This is a genomic window from Amycolatopsis thermalba (assembly GCF_003385215.1).
GTDB classification, from domain to species: Bacteria; Actinomycetota; Actinomycetes; order Mycobacteriales; family Pseudonocardiaceae; genus Amycolatopsis_E; species Amycolatopsis_E thermalba.
On record NZ_PQHW01000018.1, the window covers coordinates 1 to 24,085 of the forward strand.

The 24,085-nt window shown below is 72.5% G+C and carries 24 protein-coding genes; 11 read left to right on the forward strand and 13 right to left on the reverse strand.

All coding sequences use genetic code 11. The features are described from left to right. Together D0D15_RS36970 and D0D15_RS10280 are read right to left on the reverse strand one after the other, a co-directional pair. Window positions 1-1,103 (reverse strand): molybdopterin-dependent oxidoreductase (locus D0D15_RS36970; protein ID WP_244214945.1); only part of this gene is annotated, 1,103 nt, incomplete at its 3' end. Between the two features lie 66 nt (window positions 1,104-1,169). Further along, complete coding sequence (locus tag D0D15_RS10280; RefSeq protein WP_094003059.1) at window positions 1,170-1,598, reverse strand: DUF6098 family protein; 429 nt, start codon at window positions 1,596-1,598, stop codon at window positions 1,170-1,172. Window positions 1,599-1,732: 134 nt separating this feature from the next. Here D0D15_RS10280 and D0D15_RS10285 point away from each other — a divergent pair, with 134 nt between their 5' ends. The 3 genes from D0D15_RS10285 (at window position 1,733) to D0D15_RS10295 (ending at window position 5,496) form a co-directional block, all read left to right on the forward strand. Then, window positions 1,733-3,457 carry a GAF domain-containing sensor histidine kinase gene (locus tag D0D15_RS10285; protein WP_198958098.1) on the forward strand — a complete coding sequence of 575 codons (1,725 nt, stop codon included), beginning with the start codon at window positions 1,733-1,735 and terminating at the stop codon, window positions 3,455-3,457. A 357-nt stretch (window positions 3,458-3,814) separates the two neighbouring features. Further along, window positions 3,815-4,414, forward strand: coding sequence for a transposase (locus tag D0D15_RS10290; RefSeq protein ID WP_341867299.1), 600 nt, complete (start codon window positions 3,815-3,817; stop codon window positions 4,412-4,414). 83 nt (window positions 4,415-4,497) lie between these two features. Continuing rightward, window positions 4,498-5,496, forward strand: a complete 999-nt coding sequence (locus D0D15_RS10295) for a zinc-binding alcohol dehydrogenase family protein (RefSeq protein ID WP_162830541.1) — start codon at window positions 4,498-4,500, stop codon at window positions 5,494-5,496. Between the two features lie 86 nt (window positions 5,497-5,582). Here D0D15_RS10295 and D0D15_RS36275 read toward each other — a convergent pair whose 3' ends face one another. Both D0D15_RS36275 and D0D15_RS10300 read right to left on the reverse strand, forming a co-directional pair. Next, a complete protein-coding gene (locus D0D15_RS36275; RefSeq protein WP_167481486.1) occupies window positions 5,583-5,759 on the reverse strand; it encodes a hypothetical protein in 177 nt (58 codons plus the stop codon). Beyond that, window positions 5,756-6,346 (reverse strand): Rv1733c family protein, encoded by a 591-nt coding sequence (locus D0D15_RS10300; RefSeq protein ID WP_094003061.1) that lies wholly within the window; start codon window positions 6,344-6,346, stop codon window positions 5,756-5,758. The genes D0D15_RS36275 and D0D15_RS10300 overlap by 4 nt, the downstream gene beginning before the upstream one ends. Window positions 6,347-6,615: 269 nt before the next feature. Between D0D15_RS10300 and D0D15_RS10305 the strand changes: the two genes are divergently transcribed. Continuing rightward, window positions 6,616-7,332 (forward strand): CPBP family intramembrane glutamic endopeptidase, encoded by a 717-nt coding sequence (locus D0D15_RS10305; protein ID WP_094003062.1) that lies wholly within the window; start codon window positions 6,616-6,618, stop codon window positions 7,330-7,332. Here D0D15_RS10305 and D0D15_RS10310 read toward each other — a convergent pair. Then, window positions 7,329-9,392, reverse strand: a complete 2,064-nt coding sequence (locus tag D0D15_RS10310; protein ID WP_094003063.1) for an NAD(+) synthase — start codon at window positions 9,390-9,392, stop codon at window positions 7,329-7,331. The two genes, D0D15_RS10305 and D0D15_RS10310, sit on opposite strands and share 4 nt — an antisense overlap. Before the next feature lie 59 nt (window positions 9,393-9,451). Here D0D15_RS10310 and D0D15_RS10315 point away from each other — a divergent pair, with 59 nt between their 5' ends. Continuing rightward, entirely contained in the window at window positions 9,452-11,107 is a 1,656-nt protein-coding gene (locus D0D15_RS10315; protein ID WP_094003064.1) for a DUF885 domain-containing protein, read from the forward strand. A gap of 166 nt (window positions 11,108-11,273) precedes the next feature. Here D0D15_RS10315 and D0D15_RS10320 read toward each other — a convergent pair whose 3' ends face one another. The 3 genes from D0D15_RS10320 to glmS are packed head-to-tail and all read right to left on the reverse strand — an operon-like array spanning window position 11,274 to window position 14,272. Next, the gene (locus D0D15_RS10320; RefSeq protein ID WP_094003065.1) at window positions 11,274-11,891 is read right to left on the reverse strand and encodes a GyrI-like domain-containing protein; all 618 of its coding nucleotides are present in this window, start codon (window positions 11,889-11,891) and stop codon (window positions 11,274-11,276) included. Window positions 11,892-11,893: 2 nt separating this feature from the next. Then, window positions 11,894-12,436, reverse strand: coding sequence for a PadR family transcriptional regulator (locus D0D15_RS10325; protein ID WP_244214946.1), 543 nt, complete (start codon window positions 12,434-12,436; stop codon window positions 11,894-11,896). 24 nt (window positions 12,437-12,460) lie between these two features. Next, complete coding sequence (glmS, locus tag D0D15_RS10330) at window positions 12,461-14,272, reverse strand: glutamine--fructose-6-phosphate transaminase (isomerizing) (protein ID WP_115944391.1); 1,812 nt, start codon at window positions 14,270-14,272, stop codon at window positions 12,461-12,463. Between the two features lie 125 nt (window positions 14,273-14,397). On the opposite strand from glmS, the gene D0D15_RS10335 reads away from it, so the two are divergent. Continuing rightward, window positions 14,398-14,979 carry a helix-turn-helix domain-containing protein gene (locus D0D15_RS10335; RefSeq protein ID WP_094003067.1) on the forward strand — a complete coding sequence of 194 codons (582 nt, stop codon included), beginning with the start codon at window positions 14,398-14,400 and terminating at the stop codon, window positions 14,977-14,979. A 220-nt stretch (window positions 14,980-15,199) separates the two neighbouring features. Here the strand turns inward: D0D15_RS10335 and D0D15_RS10340 are convergent, their stop codons facing one another. From D0D15_RS10340 to D0D15_RS10355, 3 genes are all read right to left on the reverse strand, one after another. Continuing rightward, on the reverse strand, window positions 15,200-15,607 hold the full coding sequence (locus D0D15_RS10340) for a VOC family protein (RefSeq protein WP_167481487.1): 408 nt from the start codon (window positions 15,605-15,607) through the stop codon (window positions 15,200-15,202). 19 nt (window positions 15,608-15,626) lie between these two features. Beyond that, a complete protein-coding gene (locus tag D0D15_RS37760; protein ID WP_369806728.1) occupies window positions 15,627-15,842 on the reverse strand; it encodes a hypothetical protein in 216 nt (71 codons plus the stop codon). 514 nt (window positions 15,843-16,356) lie between these two features. After that, window positions 16,357-16,818 (reverse strand): MarR family winged helix-turn-helix transcriptional regulator, encoded by a 462-nt coding sequence (locus D0D15_RS10355; RefSeq protein ID WP_094003068.1) that lies wholly within the window; start codon window positions 16,816-16,818, stop codon window positions 16,357-16,359. Window positions 16,819-16,976: 158 nt separating this feature from the next. Between D0D15_RS10355 and D0D15_RS10360 the strand changes: the two genes are divergently transcribed. Both D0D15_RS10360 and D0D15_RS10365 read left to right on the forward strand, forming a co-directional pair. Continuing rightward, a complete protein-coding gene (locus D0D15_RS10360) occupies window positions 16,977-18,161 on the forward strand; it encodes an MFS transporter (protein WP_115944392.1) in 1,185 nt (394 codons plus the stop codon). Window positions 18,162-18,181: 20 nt separating this feature from the next. After that, window positions 18,182-19,015: an aldo/keto reductase gene (locus D0D15_RS10365; protein WP_094003070.1), complete on the forward strand. Its 834-nt coding sequence runs from the start codon at window positions 18,182-18,184 to the stop codon at window positions 19,013-19,015. 19 nt (window positions 19,016-19,034) lie between these two features. Here the strand turns inward: D0D15_RS10365 and D0D15_RS10370 are convergent, their stop codons facing one another. Together D0D15_RS10370 and D0D15_RS10375 are read right to left on the reverse strand one after the other, a co-directional pair. After that, window positions 19,035-19,682 (reverse strand): response regulator, encoded by a 648-nt coding sequence (locus D0D15_RS10370; protein ID WP_094003071.1) that lies wholly within the window; start codon window positions 19,680-19,682, stop codon window positions 19,035-19,037. A gap of 207 nt (window positions 19,683-19,889) precedes the next feature. Next, entirely contained in the window at window positions 19,890-21,443 is a 1,554-nt protein-coding gene (locus D0D15_RS10375; protein ID WP_094003072.1) for an AMP-binding protein, read from the reverse strand. 239 nt (window positions 21,444-21,682) lie between these two features. Here D0D15_RS10375 and D0D15_RS10380 point away from each other — a divergent pair, with 239 nt between their 5' ends. The 3 genes from D0D15_RS10380 to D0D15_RS10390 are packed head-to-tail and all read left to right on the forward strand — an operon-like array spanning window position 21,683 to window position 24,079. After that, window positions 21,683-22,243 carry an NADPH-dependent FMN reductase gene (locus D0D15_RS10380; RefSeq protein WP_094003073.1) on the forward strand — a complete coding sequence of 187 codons (561 nt, stop codon included), beginning with the start codon at window positions 21,683-21,685 and terminating at the stop codon, window positions 22,241-22,243. Window positions 22,244-22,259: 16 nt separating this feature from the next. Then, window positions 22,260-23,237, forward strand: coding sequence for an ATP-binding cassette domain-containing protein (locus D0D15_RS10385; RefSeq protein ID WP_094003074.1), 978 nt, complete (start codon window positions 22,260-22,262; stop codon window positions 23,235-23,237). Further along, a complete protein-coding gene (locus tag D0D15_RS10390; protein WP_094003075.1) occupies window positions 23,234-24,079 on the forward strand; it encodes an ABC transporter permease in 846 nt (281 codons plus the stop codon). Before D0D15_RS10385 ends, D0D15_RS10390 begins: the two co-directional genes overlap by 4 nt. The last annotated feature ends 6 nt before the right edge of the window (window positions 24,080-24,085 follow it).

The window sequence follows — 24,085 nt, forward strand, 5'->3', positions numbered from 1 at the left end:
CCGCCCTCCAGCGGCGGCCCGCCCGACCCGTGCTGGTCCGGCGCCGACTGCTCCTTCGCCCGCGCACCCCCGCCCTCCCGCGGCCGCGCGCTCTCGTAGTGCCAGCTCGCCGGATCGTAGGAACCCGTCTCCGGGTCGTACCCGCTGAACAACCCGTCCAGGTCCTCGGTGTCGGCGAAGTCCTCCCGCACCAGGAACGACGCGTTCGTGTACGCCCGCACGTACTCCCGGAACTCCAGCCCGTGGGACAGGATGTGGTTGATCACCCCGCCCAGGAACGCGATGTCCGACCCCGCCCGCAACGGCACGTGCCGGTCCGCCAGCGCGCTCGTCCGCGTGAACCGCGGGTCGATGTGGAACACCTTCGCGCCACGCGCCTTGGCCTCCACCACCCACTGGAACCCGACCGGATGGGCCTCGGCCATGTTCGAGCCCATGATGATCACGCAGTCGGAGTTGACGAGATCCTGCTGGTAGTCCGTCGCGCCACCGCGACCGAAGGAGGCTCCCAGACCGGGAACCGTGGCGGAGTGTCAAATACGGGCCTGGTTCTCGATCTGGATCGCGCCCAGCGCCGTGAACAGCTTCTTGATCAGGAAGTTCTCTTCGTTGTCCAGCGTCGCGCCGCCCAGGCTCGCCAGCCCCATCGTGCGGCGCAGCGGACGGCCGTGCTCGTCGTGGTCCTGCCAGCCCCGCCGCCGCGGGATCAGCACCCGCTCGGCCACCATGTCCATCGCCGCCGGCAGATCCAGCTCCCGCCACTCCGTGGCGTACGGCGCGCGGTAGAGCACCTTGTCCAGCCGCTGCGGGCCGGTCACCAGCTGCTTGCTGGCCGACCCCTTCGGGCACAACCGGCCGCGCGAGATCGGCGAGCCGGGATCGCCCTCGATCTGCACGACCCGCTCATCCTTGACGTACACCTTCTGCGCGCACCCCACCGCGCAGTACGGGCACACCGAGTTGACCACCCGGTCCGCCTCGGCGGTGCGGGGCATCAGGGAGCGCGACCGGGCGGACTGCGCCGCGCTGCCCCGGCCCAGCCGGTCGGCGCCGGTCAGCTGCCGGTAGACGGGCCACGACCGCAACCAGTCACCCACGCCCATCGCTCACCTCCGGCCCGTTCTCCAGCCCCGCGTTCCCGGCGCACGCGGCGGGCAAACCCCGCGCGATCAATCTTCGTGCGTCGCCCGCCCCGCGTCCAACCGGGAGTGGTACCGCTCGTGCGCCTCCCGCACCAGCTCGTCCGAGATCCACGCGATCGGCTCGACGTCCACCAGCAACGGCTCGTTGTCCGGCCCGAAGTCGACCTCCTTGCCGGTCAGCACCCACGGCCGCGCACCCTCCGCCTGCTGGTGCGCGTACTGCACGATCCGCCGCGCCAGCCAGTCCTCCACCGGCAACGACCACCAGCCCGGCGCGTTCAGCGGGTTCACCGACACCCCGGGCATCTCCAGCCCGCTCTCGTGATCGGTGCTCGGGTGCTCCGCGTCGGCCTCCGGCCCCGGCGAGTACCGCACGTACACCACGGCGCCGGGGATCAGCAGCTCCGCCAGGTCCGCCAGCCGGCGCAGGGTGGGCAACGAGTCTTCAACCGCCATACCGCACACATGCCCCGCCACGGCTCCGGTTAACCGTCCCCGGCGTAGCGGGTCATCACCGCCTGCCGTTACGCCCCTTGTCGACGGTGGGTTTTGACTGGTGTTCGCCGAGGTGACATGCGAGTCTGGCTGGTATGCCCGGGACCGACGATTTCGACGAGGCCCAACCCGTCGCCGGGTTACGCGAAACGCTGTCCCAGCTGCGATTGCGCGAACTGCTCCGGGAAGTGCAGGACCGCATCGAGCAACTGCTGCAGTCCCGCGACCAGATGGACGGGCTGCTCGAGGCGATGCTCGCGGTCGCCGGCGGTCTCGAGCTCGACGCGACCCTGCGGCGGATCGTGCACGCCGCCATCAACCTCGTCGATTGCCGTTACGGCGCACTGGGTGTGCTCAACCAGGACCGCGAGGGACTCGCCGAGTTCGTCTACGAAGGCATCGACGAGGCCACCCGCCGCGAGATCGGCGAACTGCCCACCGGGCACGGCCTGCTCGGCCTGCTCATCCAGCAACCGAAACCGATTCGCCTCGACGATCTGTCCCAGCACCTCGCCTCCTACGGTTTCCCGCCGCACCACCCACCCATGCGCACCTTCCTCGGCGTTCCGGTGCGGGTGCGCAACGACGTCTTCGGAAACCTCTACCTCACCGAAAAGAACAACGGCCAGCCGTTCACCGAGGACGACGAAGTCGTCGTGCAGGCACTGGCCGCCGCGGCCGGCATCGCCGTGGAAAACGCCCGCCTCTACGAGGAAGCCCAGCTGCGGCAGCGCTGGCAGGAAGCCACCAGCGAGATCCGCGCCGAACTGCTCGCCGCCGCCGACCCCACCGACGTGCTCTCCCTGATCGCCAACCGCGCGCTCGCCCTCGCCGGCGCCGACTACGCGTTCATCGCCCAGCCCGACGACCCCGACGTGCCACCCGCCGACGTCACCCACCTGACGGTCACCGTGTCGGCGGGTCTCGACTCCGACCCGCTGATCGGCCGCGAGATCCCCCTCCGGGGCTCCAGCTGCGGCGCGGCCTACACCGACGCCCAGCCCCGCCGCGTGGAGAACCTCACCTTCGACCTGAGCCACGAGTTCGGGCCCGCCCTGGTCCTGCCGCTGCGCGCGTCCCGCGACTACGTCTCCGGCGTGCTCGTCACCCTGCGCAAGGCCGGGCAGGACCCGTTCGACAGCACCCAGCTGCCGCTGGCCGCCGCGTTCGCCGACCAGGCCGCGCTCGCCCTGCAACTGGCCGAGGACCAGCGTTCCCTCAACGAGCTCAAGGTCGTCTCCGACCGCGACCGCATCGCCCGCGACCTGCACGACCACGTCATCCAGCGGCTGTTCGCCCACGGGCTGGCGCTGCAGAGCACCCACATGCGCACCCGCAACCCGGAGATCCAGCGGCGGCTGGCCGACATGATCGACGACGTGCAGAACATCGTCGCCGAGATCCGCACCGCGATCTTCGACCTGCACGGCGGCCTGCAGGGCACCACCCAGCTGCGCAAGCGGCTCAACGAGATCATCGCCGAGGTCACCGGCGACACCGGCCTGCGCACCACGGTCCGCATGTCCGGCCCGATCGGCGTCGTCGGCAGCGATCTGGCCGAACACGCCGAGGCCGTGCTGCGGGAGGCCCTGTCCAACGCGGTGCGCCACGCCCGCGCGAGCACCCTGGCGATCACCGTCTCGGTCGACGACGACCTGGTCATCGACGTCGTCGACAACGGCACCGGCATCCCCGGGAAGGTGGCCCGCAGCGGGCTGCGCAACCTCACCGAACGCGCCACCCAGGCCGGCGGGCGGTGCACGGTGACCGCCCTGGACAGCGGCGGCACCCGGCTGACCTGGTCCGCCCCGGTCACCTAGACGAGTAATGCGTAAGTCCGGGTGGTGGCCGGGGATGGGTGAAGGGTGTCCAAGATCAGTTTGTGACGACCGACCTGAACACCCTTCTCACCGCACTCTACGTCAAGATTGACGACCACCTCGCAGGCCGGCGCCGGACGGGCAGACCACCGAAGCTGACCGACGCCGAGCTGGTCACCCTGGCCATGGCTCAGGCGCTGCTGGGATTTACCTCCGAAGCCCGCTGGCTACGGTTCCTGCCCGTCCGGATGCCGGGCGCGTTCCAGTACCTGCCCGGCCAATCCGGCTACAACCGTCGCCTGCGCGCCGCATTGCCTCTGATCAAGCACGTGATGCGTTGGCTCGCAGCCGATACCGATCTGTGGACCGACACCACCTGGATCGTCGACTCCACCCCGGTCGAATGCGGCCGGTCCCGGCCGACGGTCCAGCGCTCGCAGCTGGCCGGCTGGGCCAAAATACGGCTACTGCCGCTCACACTCGCGCTGGTTCTGGGGCCTGCGCCTGCATCTGGCCTGCACCCCGGCCGGACTCCCGGTCGCCTGGGCCCTGGCCGACCCCAAGATCGACGAACGTCAGGTGCTCATGGCGATCTGCGACCACGAACCCCACCTGCTCATCGACCGCCCGGGCCTGCTCATCATCGCCGACAAAGGCTACGTCTCCCGCGAACTCGACCGCTACCTCACCGAACGGGGGGTCCGGCTTATCCGGCCCTCCTACCGCAACCGCCAGCCCCACCCCGGCGAACCGCTGCTCAAGTCCATCCGCCAGCTCATCGAGTCAGTCAACGACACCCTCAAAGGCCAACTGAACCTGGAACAACACGGCGGACGCACCATCGAAGGCGTCGGCGTCCGCATCGCCCAAAGACTACTCGCCCTCACCGCCGCCATCTGGCACAACCGCGCCACAAGCCAACCCATCACCCGATCCCTGACCGCCTACGACCACTGACCGAGTTACGCACTACTCGTCTAGGCGGCGCCCAGGGTCCTTCGGCCCTTACCGGCCGTCTCGGGGCCGGTAAGGCTGGGATCATGCACGCCTGGCGAGTGGTCCGCCCCGGGCCTCCCGGCACCCGCGAGTTCGAACTCCGCAACGAGGCGGTCCCCGACGTCGGCGACGGCGAGCTGCTGCTGCGCGTGCTCGCGTGCGGGGTGTGCCGCACCGATCTGCACGTCGTCGAGGGGGATCTGCCGGTGCACCGTGCCGGGGTGGTGCCCGGGCACGAGGTCGTCGGCGAGGTCGCGGCCCTCGGCACGCACGTCACCGGCTTCGCGGCCGGCGACCGGGTCGGCGCCGCCTGGCTCCGCGGCACCTGCGGCGCGTGCGCCTACTGCCGCCGCGGCGCCGAGAACCTCTGCCCGGACTCCCGCTACACCGGCTGGGACGCCGACGGCGGCTACGCCCGCTTCACCACCGTCCCCGCCGCCTACGCCCACCGGCTCCCCGGCGGCTACTCGGCCACCGAGCTCGCCCCGCTGCTGTGCGCCGGCATCGTCGGATACCGTGCCCTGCGCCGCGCCGATCTGCCCCGCGGCGGCCGCCTCGGCGTCTACGGCTTCGGCGCCAGCGCCCACCTGGCCACCCAGGTCGCGCTCGCCGAAGGGGCCACCGTGCACGTCATGACCCACAGCGCCCAGGCCCGGCAACTGGCCCTCGACCTCGGCGCGACCTCCGCCGGCGCCACCGAGGACCCGCCGCCGGAACCCCTCGACGCGGCCATCCTGTTCGCTCCCACCGGCGACCTCGTGCCGGCCGCGCTGGCGGCGCTGGACCGCGGCGGCACCCTCGCCGTCGCCGGCATCCACCTGACCGGCATCCCGCCGCTGACCTACCAGGACCACCTCTTCCAGGAACGCACCCTGCGCAGCGTCACCGCCAACACGCGCCGCGACGCGCGGGAGTTCCTCGGCTTCGCCGGCGAGCACCACCTGCGGATCGTCACCACCGCCTACGCCCTCGACCAGGCCGACCAGGCGCTGGCCGACCTGGGGGTCGCCCGCGTCACCGGCGCCGCGGTGCTGGTCCCCTGATGCCCCGTCCTTGCCAGAAAATCGGAGGAAGGACAGTAGGGTGACCTCCGGCGCGGATTTTTACAGAACCCGCGCCGTATAGGTCGTTATACAGTCTTCTGGTGCTGCCGTCGTTCCTGCTCGACGCGCTCCTGGAAGGCTTTCTCGGCGAAGTAGCGCCGCATCGCCGCCTCCGCCATCTCCTCGGTCGTGTGCCGGCCCGTGCGGGACGCCGCGGTCACCCGCGCCTCCCGGGCGGCGCGCCGGCTCTCCAGGTCGTTCATCGTCCACTCCTTCCCTGGCCGAGCGATTCCCATTCGCGCTCCCACGCGGCCGCGCGGACCCGGTCGAGCGCGACGTGCACCGCGAGCACGACGAGCGTCAGCACCAGCACCACGCCGAGCCACGCGAGCAGGCCGATGCTGAGCGCGATGCTCATCGCGTTGAACGTCGACAGCGGCGGCGGCACCGGCTCCCCCGCGCCGTCCACCCAGATCGGCACCCGGGCTCCCTGGTCGGTGCCGGCCGGGACGGTGACCGGTCCCGTGCGGTCGGTGCCGTCCGGCAGCCGCCACCGGGCCGGGACCTCCGCCACCTGCACGGCGGGCCCGCCGGCCACGAACGTGCCGGCGTCGGCCAGCACCAGCGCGGTCACCTGGGTCCGGTCGGCCTGCTGCGCCCGGGCCAGATCGGCGTGGCGGGCGTAGACGTCGGAGACGAGCACCCCGGCCACCGGCACGGCGACCACCGCCAGCAGGATCGCCAGCACGGTGAGGCGGGCCTCCCAGCGGTCCCACGGGCGCACCAGCGGGCCGCCCGGGTGGAGCAGCCGCCAGAGCCGGACGGGCCACGATTCGGCAGCGGTCATCATCGGCCCGCCTCCCGGCCCGCACGCACCGCCCCGGCTCCGCCGCACATCTCCCGAGTCCTTCCACCACCCAGCTCAAGGGTGACCCCCGAACGGCCGCAGGTAAAGGGGCGTTGTTCCCCTGGTACGAAGCCGGATACCCGGGGCGCGTGCGGGAGCGGGAGCGAGCGGCGCCAGGAGCCGCTGGTGTCCCGAGCCCGGACGCTCCACGGACCAACCGCCCCGCACCGAGCAAGTGGCCCCCGGCCACGCCCTCCCGCACACTGGGGTGGATGCGCGAGATCGGCACCGCCCCCAGACTGTCCGGCCGGGCCGCCGTTCTCGGCGCCATCGCGGTCCTGGCCGCGGCCACCACGCTCGCGAACCGCGTGCTGCCCGGCTGGGCCTATCCGCTCTGCGGGGTGGTGACGGCCGCTGTCCTCATCGGACTCGCGCGGCTGACCGGCCGCCGCTTCGCCGAGATGGGCCTGCGGCACTGGCGCCGCCCGGCGATCGCCGGTGGGCTCGGCTGCCTGGTCGTCGCGGCCGGGTTCGGCGTCGCGCTCACCGTGCCCGCGCTGCGGCCGCTGTTCCAGGACGGCCGGGTCGGGCAGCACCCACCCGCCGAGCTGGTGTGGCTGGCGCTGGTGCGCATCCCGCTGGGCACCGTGCTCCTCGAAGAGGTCGCCTTCCGCGGCGTGCTGCCCGCGCTCCTGGGCGGCGGCGAACGCTGGCGCTGGCGGCCCGTCCTGGGCGCGTCCGCGTTGTTCGGGCTGTGGCACCTGCTGCCGTCGCTGGCCCTGCGGCGCAACGCCGGCGTCGACGCGGCCGTGGGCGCGCTGCCCCTGCCGGTGCTGTCGGCGCTGGCGATGCTCGGCGCCGCGGTCGCCGGGGTCGTCCTCTGCGCGCTCCGCTACACCGGCCGCGGCGTGCTCGCCCCCGCGCTGGTGCACCTGGCGCTCAACTCCGGCGGGCTCGTCCTGGCCTGGTTCGCCGGGCGCGCCGGCTAGCCGGGAACGTTCGCCTCCAGCTCGTCGAGCCACGCCCGCGCGCTCGCGTCGCTCGGGGCGCGCCAGTCGCCGCGCGGGGACAGCGAACCGCCGGACCCGACCTTCGGCGCGTTGGGCATCGCGGAGCGCTTGAACTGGCTGGTCTGGATGAACCGCCACAGGAACTCGCGCAACCACTTCTTGATCGTCGGCAGGTCGTAGCTGTTGCGCTCGGACTCCGGCACCAGGTCCGGCCACCGCCCGGCGTGCACGTCGCCCCACGCGTGCTGCGCCAGGTAGGCGATGCGGCTGGGCCGGTAGCCGAACCGCAGCAGGTAGTACAGGTGGAAGTCCTGCAGCTCGTACGGCCCGACCTTCGCCTCCGAGCTCTGCGCCGGGCCGGAGTCCGGGCCCTCCCCCGGCACCAGCTCCGGCGAGATCTCCGTGGCCAGGATCGACCGCAGCACCTCGTCGGCGCCCTCGCCCAGCTGCTCGGTCGCCACCTCCCACGCGATCAGGTACCGGATCAGCGTCTTGGGCACCGAGGCGTTGACGTTGTAGTGCGACATCTGGTCGCCCACCCCGTAGGTCGCCCAGCCCAGCGCCTGCTCGCTCAGGTCACCGGTGCCGACCACGAGCGCGTTGTGGTGGTTGGCCAGCCGGAACAGGTGCGAGGTCCGCTCCCCCGCCTGCACGTTCTCGAACGTCACGTCGTACACCGGCGAACCGTCGGCGGCCGGGTGCCCGATGTCGGCCAGCATCTGCTTCGCCGAGGGCCGGATGTCGATCTCGTGCGCGGACGTGCCCAGCGCCTTCATCAGCTTGTGCGCGTTGGTCAGCGTGTGGGTGCTGGTCGCGAACCCGGGCATCGTGTAGGCCAGCACGTTCTCCCGCGGCAGCCCGAGCTTGTCCATGCTCTGCGCGGCGATGATCAGCGCCTGGGTCGAGTCGAGGCCACCGGACACGCCGATGACGACCTTCTCGATGCCGGTCGCCGCGAGCCGCTGCGTCAGCCCCTGCACCTGGATGTGGTGGACCTCGCGGCAGCGCTCGTTGCGGTCCGCGGTGTTCGCCGGCACGTAGGGGAACCGCTGGATCTCCCGCCGCAACCGCACCGGCCCCGGCGGCAGCTCCAGCTCGAAGTCCACGCGCCGGAAGGACTTGAGCCGCTCCCGGTGGTCGTGCGCGTTGTCGTTGAAGCTGGTCATGCGCAGCCGGTCGGCGGCCAGCCGCTCCAGGTCGACGTCGGCGGTCACCAGCTGGTTCGACTCGAACCGCTCGCCCTCGGCCAGCAGCGACCCGTTCTCCGCGATCACCGCCTGCCCGTCCCACGCCAGGTCCGTGGTGGACTCGCCCGGCCCGGCCGCGGAGTACAGGTAGGCGGCGATGTAGCGGGCCGAATGGTTGGTGCACAGCTCGCGCCGGTAGCCGGCCTTGCCGATGACGATGTTGCTCGCCGACAGGTTCAGCAGCACCGTCGCCCCGGCCAGCGCGCCGAACCCGCTCGGCGTCACCGGCACCCAGCCGTCCTCGCAGACCTCGACGTGGAACACCAGGCCCGGCACGTTCGGCGCGGCGAACAGCAGATCGCTGCCGATCGGCGCGTCCTGCCCGGCCACCCGCACCCGCTCCGACACCGCGTCCCGGGCCGCCACGAACTGCCGCTTCTCGTAGAACTCGCGGTAGCCCGGCAGGTAGCTCTTGGGCACCACGCCCAGCACCCGGCCGCGGTGCACCACGATGCCGCAGTTGAACAGCCGCCCCTCGAACCGCTGCGGCGCGCCGATCGCGAACACGCCCGGCAGGTCCGCCGACTCCTGCACGAACCGCGCCACGGCGTCGTCCACCGCGCCCTGCAGCGCGTTCTGGTGGAACAGGTCGTCCGCCGTGTAGGCGGAGAAGCCCAGCTCGGGGAACAAAGTGATGGCGACGCCGTCCCCGGCCGCGCGGCGGGCCAGCGCCAGATGGGCGTCGCAGTTGAACTCCGGATCCGCGACCCGGACCTCCGGGACCGCGGAGGCCACCCGCACGAACCCGTGCCGGTAGAGCGAGGTGAAGTCGTGGGCCTGCGCTGATGTCACACTGTCCCCGTTTCCGCGTGCGTGCCGTGCACCTTCGAGCCTAGATCTAGACTCCGACGATGCCCGACCCCACCACCGCCGTACGTGATCTCGCGGACTCCCACGTGGCGCGGCTGTGCGCCGCCGACCCCCAGCTGGGCACCATGCTGGGCGTCGCGCCCGGGGAGGACCGGCTCACCGACCTCTCCCCCGACGGCCAGCGGGAGCGGGACGAGCTGGCGGCCGCGACGCTGACCCGGCTGCACGGCCTGGAGCCGTCGGGCGACGACGAGCGCCGCTGCGCGCGGCTGCTGCGGGAGCGGCTGGAGACCGGGCTGGCGCTCAGCGCCGCCGGTGAGCACCTGCGGATGGTCCGCAACATCCTCGGCCCGTTGCAGAGCCTGCGGAACACGTTCCTGATGATGCCCACGGCCACCGCCGAGGACTGGGCGGTGATCGCCCGCCGGATGATGCGGGTGCCCGGTGCCCTGGCCGGGTACGTCTCGTCGCTGCGCGAGGGTGTGCGGCGCGGCCTGCTCGCCGCGCCCCGGCAGGCCGCAACGGCGATCGCCCAGCTCGACGCGTGGGAGGGCTGGTTCACCGGCTTCACCGCGGCGGCCGACGTGCCGCCCGCGCTGCGCGCCGATCTGGACCGGGCCGGCGCCGCCGCGCAGGACGCGCTGACCGGGCTGCGTGACTTCCTGGCCGGCGAGTACCTGCCGCACGCCGCCGGGACGCCGGACGGCGTCGGTGAGGACCGGTACCTGCTGCACGCCCGCCAGTGGACCGGCGCGCACCTCGACCTGGCCGAGATCACCGAGTGGGCGTGGGCGGAGTACCGCGCCCTGGCCGCGCAGGTGCGCGAGGAGGCCGGCCGCGTGCTGCCCGGCGCCCCGGTGCTGGAGGCCATGGCGTACCTGGACCGCGAGGGCCCGGCCGTGGAGGGTGCGGAGGAGGTCCGCGGCTGGCTGGCGGAGCTGACCGAGCGGGCGATGGACGACCTCGACGGCACGCACTTCGACCTGGCGCCGCCGGTGCGGGTGCTGGAGACGCGCCTGGCCCCGCCCGGCAGCGCGGCGGCGCCGTACTACACGCGTCCCGCACGGGACTTCTCCCGGCCCGGCCGCACCTGGCTGCCGACGCTGGGCCAGACGCGGTTTCCACTGTGGACGTTGATCAGCACCTGGTACCACGAGTCCGTACCGGGACACCACCTGCAGTTCGGCCACTGGACCACGCTGTCCGGCCGGTTGTCGCTGTTCCAGACCAGCGCCGGTGCGGTGAGCGCGACCACCGAGGGCTGGGCGCTCTACGCGGAGCGGCTGATGGACGAGCTGGGCTACCTCGACGACCCGGCCGCCCGCCTGGGGTATCTCGATTCGCAGATGATGCGGGTGATCCGGGTGATCGTGGACATCGGCATGCACCTGGGGCTGCCGGTGCCGGAGGAGGCCGGGCTCGGGGCGGGCCTGCGCTGGACCGCGGAGACCAGCCGGGCGTTCTTCGGCGCCCACACCACGCGCGAATCGGCGTTCCTGGACAGCGAGATCGTGCGCTACCTGGGCGTCCCGGGCCAGGCGATCAGCTACAAGCTGGGCGAGCGCGCGTGGCTGGCCGGCCGCGCGGCGGCCCGGGCACGCAACCCGGCGTTCGAGCTGAAGGCGTGGCACATGGCGGCGCTGTCGGTGGGGACGCTCGGGCTGGATGACTTGGAACCGGAACTGGCCGCGCTCTGACCGGCCCGGCGGCGGTGGGCGGCCAGTTCCGGGCTGCGCCCGGCCGGGTCGCGGGGCGGGACGGCCCGCCACGCCGCCAGCACCGCTCCAGCGCCGGGCGCCCGGCGTCCGCGCGGCCTACGGCGCCGGACGGGTCGCGTTCGAAGGCCTCGGCCTGGCGGCTCCCTCAGCCGAGGGGTTCGACGGGCTGGCGCAGGACCGTGCGGAGCTTGTCCGGAGCGGCCCGGCGCGGGTCGCCGAGGTAGATCTCGTGGTGCAGGCCGGAATGCCGCAACCCCTGCGCGGCCAGGTAGTCGCCCAACCGCGCCAGCACCGGGCCTTCCGCGTCGTACGGACCGACGTGCAGCACCTGGGCGCAGCGTCCCTCGTGCAGCGTGTGGAAGCGGACCCCGGCGATCGCGGGCAGCTTCTTCTTCGCCAGCGCGGCCTGCCGCGCCTCGCCGGCCAGCTGCTCGTCCACCCACGGCGGCTGGCTGATCAGCATCGTCCAGTGCCAGGAGTCCTTCTCCCGCCGCGTGAAGACGCCGTAGTCCTCGGCCCACCACAGCCCCTCCAGCGGGCCCACGACGAAGTCCTCGCCCCCGGCGCGGCGGACGGCGAACTTGATCGTGTAGGCCACCGCGTAGAGCGCCTCGACGGCCCGCGCGTACTCCGTGGACGTGTTGGGGTCGCCGCTGCCGTCGATGGCGACGAACCGCTGCGCGGGCACGTCGACGAGAGCCCAGTCGGTGTTCTTCGGCGCGTAGAGCGTTTTCAGCGCCCGTTTCGGGTCGTAGGCGGGCATGGTCAGCGGTCCCCTTCCAGGGTGGCGCGGTAGCCGCTCAGCCACCGCTGCTCGGCGGCGAGCTGGTGCAGCGAAAAGTCGAAGATCGCCCGTACGAACGCGGGCGCGTCCGGCTGGGCGTCGGCGGGGCGGCGGACGGCCTCCACGCGTTCGTCCAGCGCGGCGGCGCGGGCGGCCAGTGCCTCGCGCAGCCGGTCCGGCGGGATGAGCGGCTGGCTGGCCAGGCCGACCAGGACCGGCGGGAACACCGGCCGCGGCCGCGCGATGGCCGCTTCCGCCTCCGCCGCGCACACCTCCCGCCCCCGGTCGGTCGCCCCGAACACCTTGCGCGCCCTGGCCCGTCCGGTGCCGCCGGTCGCGACCTCGGTGATCAGCCCGCGGTCGCGGAGCCGGCCCAGGAGGTAGTAGATCGAGCTGAACCCGATCTCGGTCCACTCCCGCATGCCGCGCGCGGTGATGACCTCGTCCAGCTCGTAGCCGTGCCGGGGTTTCTCCACGAGGAGGCCGAGCAGGGTCAGCTCGGCCGGGGTCAGTGCAGGCGCCACGCAGTTACTCTAGCACTAGAACAACTACTCCACCACGACGCTCTTCGCGAGGTTGCGTGGCCTGTCGATGTCGCGGCCGAGCTTGCGCGCGGTGTGGTAGGCCAGCAGCTGCAGCGGGATCGTCAGCAGAACGGGGTCGAGCTCCGGTCCGGCGGAGGGAACCCGGACCACCTCCTCGGCGCCCGGCACCGCCAGTCCGGTGGTGGTGACCGCGACGACCGGGCCACCGCGCGCCCGGATCTGCTCGATCGTGCCGAGGTTCTTCGCGGCCAGCTCGTCGTCCGGGATCAGCACGACGCTCGGCAGGGCGGGATCGACCAGCGCGAGCGGACCGTGCTCGAGCTCCGAGGACTGGCAGGCCTCGGCGTGCACGTAGGAGATCTCCTTGAGCTTCTGGGCGCCCTCCCGCGCGACCGGCCAGCCACGCACCCGGCCGAGGAAGAACACGTGCTCGGCGTCGGCGACCCGGCCGTCCAGCGACGCGATCCGGTCCTCCTCCGCGAGCACCTGCCCGATCCGCTCCGGCAGCTCCGCCAGGGCGCGCGCGATCCGCCTGCCCTCGGCCGGCGACAGGTCCCGGACCCGGCCCAGCGTCAGCGCCAGCAACGCGAACGTCAGCGTCATGTTCGTGAACGCCTTCGTCGAGGCCACCGAGATCTCCGGCCCGGCGTGCAGGAACACCCCGCTGTCGCACTCCCGCGCGATCGCCGACCCGACCACGTTGACCGCACCGGCCACGTGCCCGCCCTTGCGCCGCAACTCCTCCACCGTGGCGAGGGTGTCGGCGGTCTCGCCGGACTGGCTGACCGCGATGTAGAGGCAGTCCGGGTCGACGACCGGGTGGCGGTAGCGGAACTCGGCGGCCGGTTCGGCGTCGGCGGGCACGCGGGCCAGCTCCTCGACGAGGCCGGCGCCGATCTGCCCGGCGTAGTAGGCCGATCCGCAGCCGAGGAACTTCACCCGGCGGATGCCGCGCAGCTCCCGCGCGGTGAGCCGCAGCCCGTCCAGCCGCGCGGTGCCCAGCCGCTCGTCGAGCCGCCCGCGCAGCACCCGCTGGGCGGCCTCGGGCTGCTCGGCGATCTCCTTGGCCATGAAGTCGGGGTACCCGCCCAGCTCGTAGTCGCCGGGCGCGTCCTCCACCACCGTGGGTGGCCGGTCGGCGCCGCTGGAGGTCACGTAGCCGTCGGCGCGGATCGTGGCCAGCTCGCCGTCCTCGAGGTAGATGACCTGCTGGGTGTGCCGGACGAGCGCGGCCAGGTCGGAGGCCACGAACATCTCGCGGTCGCCCAGGCCGAGCACGAGCGGGCTGCCGTGCCGGGCGGCGACCAGGACGTCCGGCCGCTCGGCGTCGAGCACCAGCAGGCCGTAGGTGCCCTCGACGTCGGCCAGCGCGGCGCGCACCGCCTCGGTGAGCGTGCCGCCGCGCGCGGCCGCGGCGGCGATCAGGTGGGCGAGGACCTCGCTGTCGGTGTCGGACACCAGCCGCACCCCGGACGCGCTCAACGTCGCGCGCAGCTCGGTGGCGTTCTCGATGATCCCGTTGTGCACCACCGCGATCCGCCGTCCCGTGTCGGTGTGCGGGTGGGCGTTGGTGGCCGTCGCGGGGCCGTGGGTGGCCCAGCGGGTGTGGGCGATGCCGGTGGTGCTGCCGGCCAGGTTCGCGGTGAGCCGGGTCAGTTCCGCGATGCGCACCGCGGCCTTGCGCACCAGCAGCCTGCCGTCGCGGGCGAGCGCGACGCCGGCGGAGTCGTAGCCGCGGTACTCCAGCCGCCGCAGGCCCTCCAGCAGGATCGGCAACGCGGGCCGCCGGCCCAGGTACCCCACGATTCCGCACATGGCGCGCCTTCCCTTCCGCGGGGGCGATGCTGTCGGAGTCGCCGGTGCGGCGACCACCGTTACCGGGGTTCCCGGCGCGGGCGCGTCGTGCCCGGGTCCGTTTTCCGCTGCGGCAGGATGGCGGGATGAGCGACGGGGAGGTCTTCGGCGCGGTCGGGCCGCGGCTGCGGGCGCTGCGCAGGCAGCGCCGGGTCACGCTGGCCCAGCTGGCGGAGGCGACCGGGATCTCGGTGAGCACGCTGTCCCGGCTGGAGTCCGGCGGTCGGCGGCCGACGCTGGAGCTGCTGCTGCCGCTGGCGCGGGTCCACCAGGTGACTCTCGACGAGCTGGTCGGCGCGCCGGACACCGGGGATCCGCGGGTGCACGCCAAGCCGGTGGTGCGGTCCGGGGTGACGATCCTGCCGCTGACCCGGCGGCCGGGCGGGCTGCAGGCGTTCAAGATGATCTACCCGCCCGGCAAGCCGTCGCGCGAACCGGACCAGAAGGTGCACGAGGGTTACGAATGGCTGTACGTGCTCTCCGGCCGGCTGCGGCTGGTGCTCGGCACGCACGACGTGCTCCTCACCCCCGGGGAGGCGGCGGAGTTCGACACGCGGACCCCGCACTGGTTCGGCAACCCCGGCCCGGAGCCGGCCGAGATCCTCAGCCTGTTCGGCCCGCAGGGCGAGCGGGTGCACGTCCGGGCCCGCCCGAAAGGCGAGGCCTAGGCAGTGTCCGGCGAGGATCGCGGGTGGGTTGGGGGATTCTGCTGGTCCTGTCAGACGACGCAGCTTCAACCAGGTCAAACAGTGGCGCTGCACCGCCACCCGATTCGACCGCTTTGAGGACACGCCCTAGCGGGCCGCGGGGTTCCCTTCCGCCCGGCGCGGCGTGGAGCAACGCAGGATCGTTCAACGCCGCGCCGTATAGGTCGTTATACGCCCGGGGTCAGCCCCGCACGGCGGCCGGGTCCATCCACATGATCTCCCAGTTGTGCCCGTCCGGGTCCTCGAAGACGCGCTGGTACATCTGCCCGTAGTCCATCGGGTCGCGGGTCTCCCGGCCCCCGGCCGCGACCGCCTTGTCCACCAGCGCGTCGACCGCCTCCCGGCTCTCCGCCGACAGGGCGAGCAGCACCTCGGTGGATTTGGCGGTGTCGATGATCTGCTTGTCGGTGAAGGTGCCGAAGAACTCGTTTCTCAGCAGCATCGCGTAGATCGTGTCGCTGAACACCAGGCAGGCCGCGTTCTCGTCGGTGAACTGCGGGTTGAACTCGTAGCCCAGGTCGGTCCAGAACTCCTTGACCCGGTCCAGGTCGGACACGGGCAGGTTCACGAAGATCATCTGTTTCGTCATGGCTTCTCCTATCTTGCGCTCATCCCCGATCCGGCTCCAGCGGGATCAGCGGCGCCGGGCCGGCCGGCTCCCCCGCCGGGGCCGGGTGGCAGGCGAAGTTCTTCGCCCGGGCGCCGCCGTCGACCACGAGGTCGCAGCCGGTGATCAGGCGCGCGTAGTCCGAGCACAGCCACGTCCGCGCCGACGGCCTCGACCACCCCGGCGCCCTCGTGGCCGCCGACCACGGGAAGCGCATCTGCGCGTCGCCCTTCTGGATGCGGTCGTCGGAGTGGCACAGGCCGGCCGCGTGGTGATGGTCATGACGGTCCCCGTTCGCTGACGTGGGGTGGCGGGACCCACCTTCACTTCGGGCCCCGGACCGCACCAGCGCCCTTCCCACGTCACACAAACCTTGCGCCCCGGCTCAGGCCGCGCCGGGGATTCGCTCCACAACGCCGGAACCGGGCATTCCGGGGTGCCGGTCAGCGGCCCCGCAGCGACGGGTCGGCCGGCGCGGGGCGGGTGTCGGCCTTCTCGGCCGGGGCGAGGCCGAGCACCTGCAGCGCGCGGCACACCGCGCCCGACGGCGCGCCTCACGCCTCGGAGCGGCGGGCTCGCCCCGCGAACGGGGATTCGCCCGCCGGACGGTGGCACCCGCCTCGCCGAACGTGGCACTCACGCGCCCGAACGTGGAACTCGCCCATCCCAGCGTGGAACTCGCGCGCCGTAGCGTGGGACTCGCGAGGCTGAGCGTGGGATCGCGCAACCGGTCAGGCGCGCGCGGGCGCCGGGACCTCCAGCCCCTGCAACGCGGTCACCAGCGGCGCCAGCTCCGGCAGCTCCTCCGCCGCCGCCAGGGCCTCCGTCAGCGCGCGGTCGTGCGTCGGGCGCGCGGCGTCCAGCAGCTCGCGCCCCGCGGCCGTCACCTCGGTGTAGATCCCCCGCCGGTCGGTCGGGCACAGGTACCGCTGCAGCAGCCCCCGGTCCTCCAGCCGGCTCACCAGGCGCGTCGTCGCGGACTGGCTCAGCACCACCGCGCTGGAGAGCTGGTTCATGCGCAGGTGGAAGCCGTCCTGGCGGGACAGCACCTCCAGCACCGTGTACTCGCTCACGGACAGCTCGTGCTCCCGCTGCAGCGCGCGCTCCAGCCGGTCCTCGATCCGCGCGTGCAGCGCCGCCAGGGTCCGCCAGCCGTGTGCGCGGGCTTCGACCGCGTCGTCGGGCAGTGACACGTTTCACCTCTTCCGCCGGGCTTCCCAGCCTACCCGCTGAGTCCTTGCCTGCTAGTGTAGCCGCCGTTGGCAATAACCCGCGTGTGCAACTATTGCCAAAGCTGGTAACGTCTCCGCGCGGGTAGTTGACGGAAGCTCTCCAAGACTCGAGGAATCACATGCCTGTCGCCCTCATCGCGCTGGCCATCGCCGCCTTCGGCATCGGCACGACGGAGTTCGTGATCATGGGCCTGCTGCCCGAGGTCGCCACCGACCTCGGCGTCTCGGTACCCACGGCCGGGCTCCTGATCTCCGGTTACGCCCTCGGCGTCGTGGTCGGCGCGCCCCTGCTCACCGCGCTCGGCTCGAAAGTGCCGCGCAAGACCGTCCTGACCGGCCTGATGGTGTTGTTCATCGCGGGCAACGTCGTCTCCGCGATCGCCCCCGGATACGGTCTGCTCATGACCGGCCGCGTGGTCGCCGCCCTCTCGCACGGCGCGTTCTTCGGCGTCGGCTCGGTCGTCGCCGCCTCGCTCGTGCCGAAGTCCCGCCAGGCGAGCGCCATCGCGATCATGTTCACCGGCCTGACCGTCGCCAACGTGCTCGGCGTGCCCGGCGGCACCGCGCTGGGCCAGCAGTTCGGCTGGCGCTCGACGTTCTGGGCGGTGGCCGGCCTCGGCGTGATCGCCCTGGTGGGCGTCGTCGCGCTCGTGCCCCGTCAGCCCGTCACCGAGGGCCAGACCCTGCGCAGCGAGCTCGCCGTGTTCCGGCGGCCGCAGGTGTGGCTCGCGCTGGCGATGACCGCGCTCGGCTTCGGCGGGGTGTTCGCCTCCTTCACCTACATCGCCCCGATGATGACCGACGTCGCCGGCTTCTCCCCCGGCGCGGTGACCTGGCTCCTCGTGCTGTTTGGCGGGGGCCTGGTGGTGGGCAACCTGCTCGGGGGCAAGGCCGCCGACCGCGCGCTGATGCCGAGCCTGTACGTCATCCTGGCCGCGCTGGCCGTGGTGCTCGTCGCGTTCGTCTTCACCGCGCACGCGCAGCTACCCGCCGCGGTCACGATCGCGTTGTTCGGCGCCGCCGGCTTCGCGACCGTGCCGCCGCTGCAGGCCCGCGTCATGGCCAAGGCCGGGGACGCGCCGGCACTGGCGTCGGCCGCGAACATCGCGGCCTTCAACCTCGGCAACGCGGGCGGCGCCTGGCTGGGCGGGCTCGCGATCGGCCACGGCCTCGGCTACACCGCCCCGAACTGGATCGGCGCGGTGCTGGCCGCCGCCGGGCTCGGCGTCGCGCTGGTCGCCGGCGCGCTCGACCGGCGCCCGGCCACCCGGACGCAGCCGGAGATCCCGGCCGTCCACCGATGAACGACAGCGAAAGGAAAGACATGACCGCCATTCCCACGGTCGAACTGAACAACGGCGTGCACATGCCGCAGGTGGGCTACGGGGTCTTCCAGGTCCCCGCCGACGAGACCACCCAGGCGGTCACCGCGGCACTGGAGGCCGGCTACCGCAGCATCGACACCGCGACCGCCTACGCCAACGAGGCCGCGGTCGGCAAGGCGCTGGCCCAGTCCGGCATCGCGCGCGAGGAGCTGTTCGTCACCACCAAGCTGTGGAACGCCGACCAGGGCTACGACGAAACGCTGCGCGCGTTCGACAAGAGCATGGCCGATCTGGGCCTGGAGTACCTGGACCTGTACCTGATCCACTGGCCGGTCCCCGAGGCCGACCGGTACGCCGACAGCTGGCGCGCGTTCGAGGCGCTCTACTCCGACAGCCGCATCCGCGCGATCGGCGTGTCCAACTTCCAGCCGCACCACCTGGACCGGCTGGCGCAGGAGAGCCGGATCGTGCCCGCGGTCAACCAGATCGAGCTGCACCCCTACCTGCAGCAGGCCGAGCTGCGCGACTACCACGCCCGGCACGGCATCGTGACCGAGGCGTGGAGCCCGCTGGCCAAGGGTGGCGAGCTGCTCGGCGAGCAGACGATCACCGCGCTGGCGGACAAGCACGGCCGCACCCCGGCGCAGATCGTGCTGCGCTGGCACCTGCAGCTGGGCAACGTCGTGATCCCGAAGTCGGTCACGCCGTCCCGGATCAAGGAGAACCTCGACGTGTTCGGCTTCGAGCTCGACGAGAGCGACCTCGCCGAGCTGGCGAAGCTGGAGAAGGGCCTGCGGACCGGGCCGGACCCGGACACCTTCAACGTGCGCTGAGTCCCGCGCCGGGCCGCCGCTACCGGCGGCCCGGCAGGTCCCGGCGCAGGCTGGTGGCCAGCACGGCCGCCTGGGTGCGGCGCTGCATCCCGAGCTTGTGCAGCAACCGCGACACGTAGTTCTTCACGGTCTTCTCGGCCAGGAACATGCGCTCGGCGATCTCGCGGTTGGTCAGCCCCTCGCCGATCAGGTCGAGCAGCTTGCGTTCCTGCTCCGACAGCCGGGCCACCGCGCCCGCCGGGGCGGCCTCGTCCCGGATGCGGGACATCAGCGCCGAGGCGGCCCGGTTGTCCAGCAGCGACTTCCCGGCCCCGACCTGGCGCACCGCGGACACCAGTTCCATGCCCCGCACGTCCTTCACGACGTACCCGCCGGCACCGGCGAGGATCGCGTCCAGCATGGCCTGCTCGTCGGTGTAGGACGTGAGGATCAGGCAGTGCAGCCCCGGCATCCGGGACCGCAGCTCCCGGCACAGCTCGATGCCGCTGCCGTCGGGCAGCCGCAGGTCCAGCACCGCCACGTCCGGCCGGACCGCCGGGATCCGGGCCAGCGCCTCGGTCACCGTCGCGGCCTCGCCCACCACGGTCAGCTCCGGGTCGGCGTCCACGAGGTCGGCGACACCGCGCCGGACCACCTCGTGGTCGTCGACCAGGAACACCGTGGTCATCGCCTCACGTCCTCACCGGTAGCGGCGGCGGTCCCGCAGCGGATCGGTCTCCAGCATCACGGCCTCGAACTTCTGCAGGCTCACGGTGAAGACCAGGATCACGATCGGTATCAGCAACATCAGCCACAACATTCGTGCCCCACCCCTGCCTAGTGTTCGTTGCTCATCGGCTACCCCGGCGGGTGGACCGCTAACCCGGGCCGTTACTCATCGGATACGTCGTTCGTGACCGGCCCACTCCTGCTCACGCAGCGCGTACTTCCGGATCTTGCCGGTGGAGGTCTTGGGCAGCGGGCCGAACACCACCCGCCTGGGTGCCTTGAACCGGGCGAGCCTGCCCCGGACGAACTCGGCGATGTCCCCGGCGGTCGCCGACGCCCCGTCCCGCAGCGTGACGTAGGCCACCGGCACCTCGCCCCAGTGGTCGTCCGGCGCGGCGATCACGGCGACCTCCAGCACGGCCGGGTGGTCGGCGATCGCCTGTTCGACCTCGACGCTGGCGATGTTCTCGCCGCCGGAGATGATCACGTCCTTGCCGCGGTCCCGCAGCTCGACGTAGCCGTCCGGGTGCATCACGCCCAGGTCGCCGGTGCGGAACCAGCCGTCCGGCGCGGCCAGCCGGGTGGCCTCCGGATCGCGGTGGTAGCCGAGCATGACGTTGTTGCCACGCACCGCGATCTCGCCCGTGGTGGCGCCGTCGGCGGGCACGTCCGAACCGTCCTCCGCGACGACCCGCGCCCGGCAGGACACCAGGTTGCCCACCCCCTGACGCGCCTTGAGCCGGGCCTGCGCGGGCGCGTCGAGCGCGTTCCACTCCGGGCGCCAGTCGCAGATCATGACCGGCCCGAACGTCTCGGTCAGTCCGTACAGGTGCGTGACGTCGAACCCGAGTTCGCCCATGCGGCGCAGGATCGCCGGGCTCGGCGGGGCACCCCCGGTGGCGACGCGCACCGGGTGCGCGACCGGCGCCGCCTCCGGCGCGTAGGCGAGCATGGACAGCACGGTCGGGGCGCCGTTGAGGTGCGTGACCCCCTCGTCGCGGATCAGCCGCCACACCCGGGTGGGCTCGACCTTGGGCAGGCACACGTGCGTGCCCGCGGCCGCGGTCACCGCCCACGGGAAGCACCAGCCGTTGCAGTGGAACATCGGCAGCGTCCACAGGTGCACCGCGGACGGGGACAGGCCGGTGTGCCCGACCATCGCCAGTGCCTGCAGGTAGGCGCCCCGATGGTGGTACATCACGCCTTTCGGGCGACCGGTCGTGCCCGAGGTGTAGTTGATCGACAACAGCCCGCGTTCGTCCCGCGGCGCCTCGGCCCGGGGCGTGGCGCCGGCCAGCCTCCGCTCGTAGTCCTCGCCCGCCCGGACGACCTCGACCGGCCGGCCGAGCCGGGTGAGCACCTCGGTGACGAGCTCGTCGAACACCGGGTCGTGCACCAGCACCGCGGCCTCGCAGTGCGCCAGGATCCCGGCGATCTCCCCGGCGGACAGGCGCGTGTTGAGCGCGACCAGCGGCACCCCGGCCCACGGCACGCCGAAGTGGGCCTCCAGCAGCACGTGCGTGTTCGGGGCGAGCACGGCGACCGGCCCGCCCCGCGCGAGCGGCGCGAGCACCCCGGCCAGCCGCCGGCACCGGTCGGCCAGCTCGGCGTAGGTGAACCGCCGCTCCCCGTCGACCACGCCGATCCGGTCACCGTGCGCCGCCTCGGCCCGGTCCAGGAACGAGACCGGCGACAGCGGCTCGAAGGACAGCTCCGTCACACGAGCGAGCGTATCCGCCGCGAGATCGTTTCCGCTGCCTTCGGAATCCGCGGTCGCACCGGTCCCTGACCGAGCGGGACGCAGCGTGCCGATGCCCGTCCGGCTCACCGAGGCACGGCTCGCCGTCTTCACCGGGACCTGGCAGCCGCGAGGCCCGGTCCGGTTCCGCGGTCCCGCCCGCTAGATCGGATCCAGCGGGCGATCTAGCGCCTCCCGGTCGAGAACGGGAGGAGGCCACCATGGAGGACGTCCTGAGGGTCCTGACCCTGATCGGGAGCACCCGGGAGGGCCGGGCCGGTCAGCGGGTCGGGCAGTGGTTCGCCCGCCAGGCCGGCGAGCGCGGCGACCTCGACCTGGCGGTGGTGGACCTGGCGGAGTTCGACTTCCCCGCCCGCTACCCGGCCCGGGCGACCCCGGCGATGACGGCGTTCACCACCGAGATCGACCGCGCCGACGCGTTCGTCGTCGTGACCCCGGAGTACAACCGCAGCTTCCCGGCCTCCCTGAAGCAGGCGATCGACTACGCCTACGACGAATGGCAGGCCAAACCGGTGGCGTTCGTGTCCTACGGGTGCCGCTGCGCCGGCCTGTACGCGGTGGAGCAGCTCCGCGTGGTCTTCACCGAGCTGCACACCGTGACCCTGCGCAACACCGTCAGCTTCAACCTCTTCGACACCGGGCCCGACGGCGGCCCGCGTGACGAGGCCGTCCGCCACGCGGTCGGCCCGATGCTCGACCAGCTCGTCTGGTGGGGCCACGCGCTGCGCGCCGCCCGCCGGGCCCGCCCCTACGTGGCGTGACAAGGAAGGAAGGACCATGAGCGATCTGGCGATCGAAACGTCCGGGCTGGTCAAGGTGTTCGGCAAGACCCGCGCCGTGGACGGCGTGGATCTGGCCGTGCCCGCCGGCACCGTGTACGGCGTGCTCGGACCCAACGGCGCGGGCAAGACCACCGCGGTGCGGATGCTGGCCACCCTGCTGCGGCCCGACGGCGGGCAGGCCCGCGTGTTCGGCCACGACGTGCTGCGCGAAGCCGACGCGGTGCGGCAGCGGGTGAGCCTCACCGGCCAGTACGCCTCCATCGACGAGGACCTGACCGGCATCGAGAACCTCGTGCTGCTGGGCCGCCTGCTCGGCCACCGCAAACCGGCCGCCCGCCGCCGCGCCGACCAGCTGCTGGAGGCGTTCGGGCTGACCGACGCGGGCGGCAGGCAGGTGAAGAACTACTCCGGCGGCATGCGGCGCCGCATCGACATCGCGGCGAGCATCCTGCGCACCCCGGACGTGCTGTTCCTGGACGAGCCGACCACCGGCCTGGACCCGCGCAGCCGCAACCAGGTGTGGGACATCGTGCGGATCATCGTCGCGCAGGGCACCACCGTCCTGCTGACCACCCAGTACCTCGACGAGGCCGACCACCTCGCCAACCGCATCGCGGTCATCGACCACGGCAAGGTCATCGCCGAGGGCACCCCCGGCGAGCTGAAGGCCTCGGTGGGCGCGGGCTCGATCCACGTCCGCCTGCGCGACGCCGCCCAGCGCGGCGAGGCCCAGCGGGTCATGGCCCGCGCGCTGGCGTCCACCGTGGAACTCGGCGGCGACCCGGTGTCGCTGACCGCGCGGATCGGCGGCGGCGAGTCCGGCCTGGGCGCCGCCGAGCACGCCGCCCGCGCGCTGTCCGACCTGGCGCAGGCCGGCATCACCGTCGACGACTTCTCCCTCGGCCAGCCCAGCCTCGACGAGGTGTTCCTGGCCCTGACCGACCACCCCGCGGAACAGGAGGCAGCGGCATGACCGCCACCACGACCGACCCGGCCCCGGCCTACACCCCGGCCGCCGAAAGCCTGCACGCCGTGCTGGACGCCGGCGAGCAACCGCCGCGCCCCAGCGCGCTGTCGGCGTCGCTGACGTTCGGCTGGCGGGCGATGCTCAAGATCAAGCACGTGCCCGAGCAGCTGTTCGACGTCACCGCGTTCCCGATCATGATGACGCTGATGTTCACCTACCTGTTCGGCGGCGCGCTGGCCGGGTCGACCACCCAGTACCTGCAGTTCCTGCTGCCCGGGATCCTGGTGATGAGCGTCGTGATGATCACGATGTACACCGGGCTGGGCGTGAACATCGACATCGAGAAGGGCGTGTTCGACCGGTTCCGGACGCTGCCGATCTGGCGGCCGGCGGCGCTGGTGGGCGCGCTGCTCGGGGACATGGCCCGCTACAGCATGGCCTCGGCGGTCATCCTCGCCGTCGGGCTGATCCTCGGGTTCCGCCCGGCCGGCGGCGTCGGCGGCGTGCTCGCCGGGGTCGGCCTGCTGATCGTGTTCTCGTTCGCGTTCTCCTGGATCTGGACGATGTTCGGGCTGATGCTGCGCACCGAGAAGTCGGTGATGAGCGTGAGCATGATGGTGCTGTTCCCGCTGACGTTCCTGTCCAGTGTGTTCGTCGACCCGGCCACCATGCCCGGCTGGCTGCAGGCGTTCGTCAACGTCAACCCGGTGACGATCCTGTCCGACGCGGTCCGCAGCCTGATGATGGGCGCGCCGGACGGCAGTGACATCACCTGGACGTTCATCGCCAGCGGCGCGCTGCTCGCGGTGTTCGGGACGCTCACGATGCGGCTCTACAACCGCAAGTGAGCCGGG